The organism is Desulfoluna sp., from assembly GCF_030145185.1.
Taxonomy (GTDB): Bacteria; Desulfobacterota; Desulfobacteria; order Desulfobacterales; family Desulfolunaceae; genus Desulfoluna.
In genome coordinates this window covers 1-5876 of the sequence record NZ_JAQYWB010000142.1, presented here as the reverse complement: position 1 = coordinate 5876, position 5876 = coordinate 1, and the positions used below count along the sequence as shown (strand labels likewise).

The 5876-nt window shown below is 54.6% G+C and carries 4 protein-coding genes; 2 read left to right on the top strand and 2 right to left on the bottom strand.

Going from position 1 to position 5876, the window contains the following annotated elements:
* Positions 1-373: 373 nt before the first annotated feature.
* Together bioA and typA are read right to left on the bottom strand one after the other, a co-directional pair.
* Positions 374-1651 carry an adenosylmethionine--8-amino-7-oxononanoate transaminase gene (gene bioA, locus Q1Q75_RS22375; protein ID WP_300675414.1) on the bottom strand — a complete coding sequence of 426 codons (1278 nt, stop codon included), beginning with the start codon at positions 1649-1651 and terminating at the stop codon, positions 374-376.
* 366 nt (positions 1652-2017) lie between these two features.
* Positions 2018-3841 (bottom strand): translational GTPase TypA, encoded by a 1824-nt coding sequence (gene typA / locus Q1Q75_RS22370; RefSeq protein ID WP_300675412.1) that lies wholly within the window; start codon positions 3839-3841, stop codon positions 2018-2020.
* A 519-nt stretch (positions 3842-4360) separates the two neighbouring features.
* Here typA and Q1Q75_RS22365 point away from each other — a divergent pair.
* Together Q1Q75_RS22365 and Q1Q75_RS22360 are read left to right on the top strand one after the other, a co-directional pair.
* Entirely contained in the window at positions 4361-4615 is a 255-nt protein-coding gene (locus Q1Q75_RS22365; protein ID WP_300675410.1) for a hypothetical protein, read from the top strand.
* Between the two features lie 173 nt (positions 4616-4788).
* A complete protein-coding gene (locus Q1Q75_RS22360) occupies positions 4789-5259 on the top strand; it encodes a YcgN family cysteine cluster protein (RefSeq protein WP_300675408.1) in 471 nt (156 codons plus the stop codon).
* The last annotated feature ends 617 nt before the right edge of the window (positions 5260-5876 follow it).

The following is a 5876-nucleotide window of genomic DNA, read 5'->3' as shown; positions in this document are numbered from 1 at the left end:
ACACCCCCAGGCAGAGCCTGGGAGCGAGAAAGAACGGTGTTGGTTTTTTCATAACTACCGGAGCCCAGCGACTCCTCGAACCAGGCACGAAGAACCAAGCACGTTTTTTCACCTCGTTCCCAGGCTCCGCCTGGGAATGCTCTCCGGAGGCTCTGCCTCCACGCTTGAAGCTCTGCAACCTGTGAGTTTCACCCCTGCACCACGGCTATTCATACCGGCAAGGCAGAGCCTTGCACCCAACACCCCCAGGCAGAGCCTGGGAGCGAGAAAGAACGGTGTTGGTTTTTTCATAACTGCCGGAGCGCAGCGACTCCTCGAACCAAGCACCAAGAACCAAGCACCAAGCACGCTTTTTTTCTTAACCCTTTTTCCCTTAACCCTTTTCCATCCCCACCACCTCACCCATAACCGTAGTCACCGTTTTCAGGTCGTCCGGTTCCATGACAAAGGGGGGCATGACATAAACGAGTTTGCCAAAGGGGCGGACCCAGACGCCGCGTTCTACGAAGCGGGCCTGGGTGACGGCCATGTCTACGGGGTGGGTGAGCTCCACCACGCCGATGGCTCCGAGGACGCGGACGTCCGCGACCTGGGGCAGGTCGGCCAGGGGCAGGAGGCCATTTTTGAGGCTCGTTTCAATCGTTTTTACCCGGGCTTCCCAGGGAGAATCGAGGAGCAAACGGGTGCTGGCCAGGGCCACGGCGCAAGCCAGGGGGTTGCCCATGAAGGTGGGACCGTGCATGAAATTGGGCGGATTGCCGCTGCTGATGGTCTTGGCGACTTCATCGGTGGTCAGGGTGGCGGCCAGGGTCATGTATCCGCCGGTGAGGGCCTTGCCAAGGCAGAGGATGTCCGGGACGACTTCGGGGTGCTCCAGGGCAAAAAGCTTGCCGGTACGTCCGAAGTTGGTGGCGATCTCGTCGAAGATGAGGAGGAAACCGTACCGGTCGCAGAGCTCGCGCAGTTTTTTCAGGAAGAGGGGAGAGTAGATACGCATCCCACCTGCGCCCTGAACCACCGGCTCGATGATGACGGCGGCGATTTCGTCTTTGTGGCTCTCCATGAGGGTTTCTAATTTTTCGAGCTCGTCGGCTGAGGGCTCTTCATCAAAACGGGCCTGGGGCGCTTGGGCGAAGAGGTGTTTGGGGAGAACCCCTGAAAAGATATCGTGCATGCCGTTGACGGGGTCGCAGACGCTCATGGCGCCGAAGGTGTCCCCGTGGTAGCCGTTCATGAAGCTTAAGATGCGATTTTTTCCCTTTATCCCACGGGCCATCCAGTACTGAAAGGCCATTTTGAGGGCCACTTCCACAGAGACCGAGCCGGAGTCACAGAAAAAAATGCGTTCCAGGGGATCCGGCGTGATGGAGAGCAGGAGCTGGGCCAGCTCCACGGCTGGTTTGTGGGTGAGGCCGCCAAACATCACGTGGGACATCTTCGACGCCTGGTCCGAAAGCGCCTGATTGAGCACCGGGTGGTTGTAACCGTGAATCACGGCCCACCAGGAGGACATGCCGTCAATAAGCTCTGTTCCGTCTGCAAGGGTCAGGCGAACGCCGTCGGCCGAGGTCACCTCGAAGGCGGGGAGCGGATTTTTCATGGAGGTGTAGGGGTGCCAGATATGCCTGCGGTCAAATTCAATGAAATCCATCAATTACTCCCATAGATTGTCGTAGTGTGTGCTTGCGCATGATTTATGCATCGTATCAATGGCTAACCCGGATATTTACGGTGCACAAACGCAGCCTACCATGTATTCCCCGGAGCAGCCACAGGTTGACGTGTGGGACCGCGACGACTTCTCGACTTTCAGCGCCCAGCCTCTATCCTCCAGCCCCCAGCCCCCAGCCCCCAGCCCTCAGCCTTTTGCCTTTTGCCTTCTGCCTTCTGTCCCCAGCCTTCAGCCTTCAGCCTTCTTCCTTACTTCCCCCAGCCTTCTGCCTTCCCCCCAAAACACCAACAGCCCTTCACTGGCTTCAGGAAGGGCTGTCGGGTACACAATTATTTAGAAAGCGTTCTATGCTTCTTTTTTAGGACGCATCTGGTAACGCTTCTGCTGAGAGAGGATGGCCTTTCTCAGACGGATGGAGATTGGTGTGATCTCGACCATTTCGTCTTCACGGATGAAGTTGATGGCCTGTTCCAGGGTCAGGGGCTTCACGGGGGAGCAGACGGTGTTCTCATCTTTGCCGGAAGCGCGCATGTTGCTGAGTTTTTTCTCTTTGCACGCGTTGACGTTGATGTCGCCTTCTTTGTTGTGCTCACCGATGATCATGCCTTCATACACGGGGACCGTGGGGGGGATGATCATGCGGCCGCGGGGCTCCAGGTTGAACAGAGCGTAGGGGACGGACTGGCCGCTGCGGTCACAGACGATGGAGCCGGTGTAGCGGGTAGGGAAGCTTCCTCTGTAGGGCTCGTATCCCTGGAAGATGGAGTTCATGATCCCGGTACCCTTGGTGTCTGTGAGGAACTCATCACGGTAACCGATCAGGGAGCGTGAGGGGATGGAAAATTCCATGTTCACGCGGCCACGACCGTTGTTGGTGAGGTTGATCAGCTTGCCTTTACGAAGAGAAAGTTTTTCCGTGATTACGCCCATGAAGGAGTCATCGCAGTCCACGTAGACGGTTTCGATGGGCTCGGTGCGGACACCGTTCTCTTCTTTAAAAATGACCTCAGGGCGACCGACGCAGAGCTCGAACCCTTCGCGTCGCATGGTCTCGATGAGAATAGCCATCTGGAATTCCCCGCGTCCCTTGACCATGAAGGATTCACGGTCGTCCGTGAGATCCACTTTCATGGAGACGTTCTTCATGGCTTCTTTCTGGAGGCGTTCCACGATTTTACTGGACTGAACGATTTTGCCTTCTTTACCAGCCATGGGGGAGGTGTTGATGGAAAAACGCATGGCCACGGTGGGCTCATCGACGGTGACGCGAGGCAGCGCCACGGCGTGGTCCATCTCACAGACGGTGTCTCCGATCTGGATCTCCTCGATCCCGGAGATGACGGCGATGTCACCGGCCTGAACGATATCGGTCTCGCTGATGGAGAGACCATCATAGACCTGCACCTTGGTGACCTTGATGCGAATGGCCTTGCCCTCTTCGTTGATGTAGACCAGGGGCGTCTTGGTGGAGAGGGGCCGGTTGTAGACCCTGCCGATGGCGAGACGTCCCAGGTAATCGGAGTAGCCGAGGTCGGAGATGAGGATCTGGAGGGGTTTTTCCGGGTAAATCATGGGCGCGGGAAGATCGTTGACGACTTTGGTAAAGAGAGGGGTAAGGTCGGTGCCTTTCTCTTCCAGAGTGTTCTGTGCGATGCCGTCACGGCCGATGGCGTAGAGCACGGGGAAATCGAGCTGCTTATCGGTGGCATCAAGGTCGATAAAGAGGTCGTAGATTTCGTCTAAGACTTCGTCGGGTCGGGCGTCGGCGCGGTCAATTTTGTTGATGGCCACGATGACCTTGAGGCCGGCTTCCAGGGTTTTCTTCAAAACAAAGCGGGTCTGGGGCAGGGGGCCTTCGGAGGCGTCTACCAGCAGGATGGCACCGTCTACCATGGAGAGAGCACGCTCCACCTCGCCACTGAAATCAGCGTGGCCGGGGGTATCGAGAATGTTGATGCGGGTGCCCATCCAGTTAACTGAACAGTTTTTGGCAGAAATGGTAATGCCCCGTTCTCTTTCCAGGTCCATGCTGTCCATGAGCCGGTCTTCCACTTCCTGGTCCTCACGGAACAGGCCGCTTTGGCGGAACATGGCGTCCACAAGGGTGGTTTTTCCGTGGTCAACGTGGGCAATGATGGCGATGTTTCGAATGTTACTACTGTCTGTCATGTGTGGATCTTCCTCTTAGTTGATGGTTCTTCACAATGCCAACGTTACGATGCTTCGCCGCCAGATGAAAACTGTCGGAGACTCCTTTGGGGGTGTTACGGAACCATCATATTTCAAGCCGAAACCGGCTGTTGGGCATGGGGTCGTCCTGGTATCGGGGGTGAGCCTATCGGGCATAACCGAGATCCGGGGGTTTTGAAAATTCGCTGATATTCAAACAAATGCGGCTCATCACATACTGACATTTTGCCATAGAAACAACTGAAAAAGCGATGACGAAGAAAATTTTCAGGGTGATGTGACTGAAGATGGCGCTGACTTGCGAGCATGAACTAAGGGACGCCCTGAGGTGTCAAAGGTAGAGAAATCGGGCTTTTTTTGTAGCTCTTGATCTGTCTGAAAGGTTGAAAATCGTGAAGTGATGCACTATATTATTTTTTTGTCGGTTTGAATCCCCGGAAGAGACATAATCTTATTTTTCGGGCATGTGTTGAACTGTTTGATACGGAGTTGTGATAAATGGAATTTGCACGTACCGCTGATGATTTGGAAGCTTTGGTTGCGGCCCATCCGGACCGATTCCCGACGGAATTCATTGAAGAGGGCACCTTCGCAGAAGATCTCATGAAAAATCACGCATATAAAGATTTGGCGAAGATGGTGTCGATGCCTGCCGATCCCGGCCAGATGGCACAGTGGAGCCTGACGGAAGATCAGTGGACCGAACAGGTCACCCTGGCATGGCTTGCGTTTAAACATGAGCATTCACTTTAAGTCTTGATTTTTAGGGTGCGTTCGTAAAGAATCATCGTCCAACTTGCCTCGCAACCTGGGTTTTTTAACGTGACTCGAACGGTAGAACGTTCCTGTTAACCTTGAAAAACCTGGATTTTTGCGGGGCCATTTTTTTGATTGAATACATTCTGGATTGAAGGATTCGCCGGACAGTGAAGAAGACCGCAAACAATAAAGACAGAGAAAGCCGAACGTCATTCTGGGAGAACACACCCCTGGATCGAATGACCCAGAAACAGTGGGAATCCCTCTGTGACGGGTGCGGTCTCTGCTGCATGGAAAAACTTGAAGATGCCGAAACCGGAGCCATTTACGTGACCTCTGTGGCCTGCCAATATCTGGATCTGGAGAGCAGCCGGTGCCGGATTTACGAGAACCGGACCTTTATCAACGATGTCTGTGTCCAGTTGACTCCGGCCGACGTGGCCAAGTACCGCTGGCTCCCGGAGACCTGTGCGTACCGCCGGGTCCTGGAAGGCCGTCCCCTCCCTGACTGGCACCCCCTTCTCTGCGGCAGCGCCAAACAGATGAAAAAAGCCGGCGCCACCGCCTGCGATCGGGCCGTCTCCGGTGATGCCATTCATCCCGATGATCTGCACCATTTTATCGATTATGAGGTTTAGGTAAAAAATAAAAGCGTTCTTGGTGCTTGGTTCAAGGTATTCGCTTCGCGAATGGCCAATGGGTAAGGGCAAAAACGTTCTTCGTGCTTGGTTCGGCGTTCTTCGTTCAAGGAGTCGCTGCGCTCAATCTGTTATATAAAAGCCGGGGGCTGGTGGCAGACACAAACACAGACGCAAGCGTAAATAGTACAGAATAGGGGCCTTATGGACTCGGCCCTACTTGGCATTCGGGCGCCTTTAGGTAACATATTTCCGACAATCTTCGGGCTGCAAGGGTAGGGTGTGCTTGCGCACCGCGGGTAACCGAAACAGCCCCAAAAAACCCATCCCCGTATATCCCTCTATTAAAAGCGTTCTTAGTTCTTGGTGCTTGGTTCTTGGTTCAAGGAATCGCTGCGCTCAATCTTTTTTTAAAAGCGTTCTGGATGCTTCGTTCCTGGTTCTTGGTGCGAGGAGTCGCTGCGCTTAATCTGTAATAAAAAAGCCGTGCGCTGGTGGTTGACACGGGGCCAATGAAAAGACTCCAAAATCGAGGACTTGCGAGCTTAACGCCGTTTTGCCTTTCAGGGGCCTTTATCTGCCGCGTTGCCAACGGTTTTCGGGCCACAAGGGTAGGG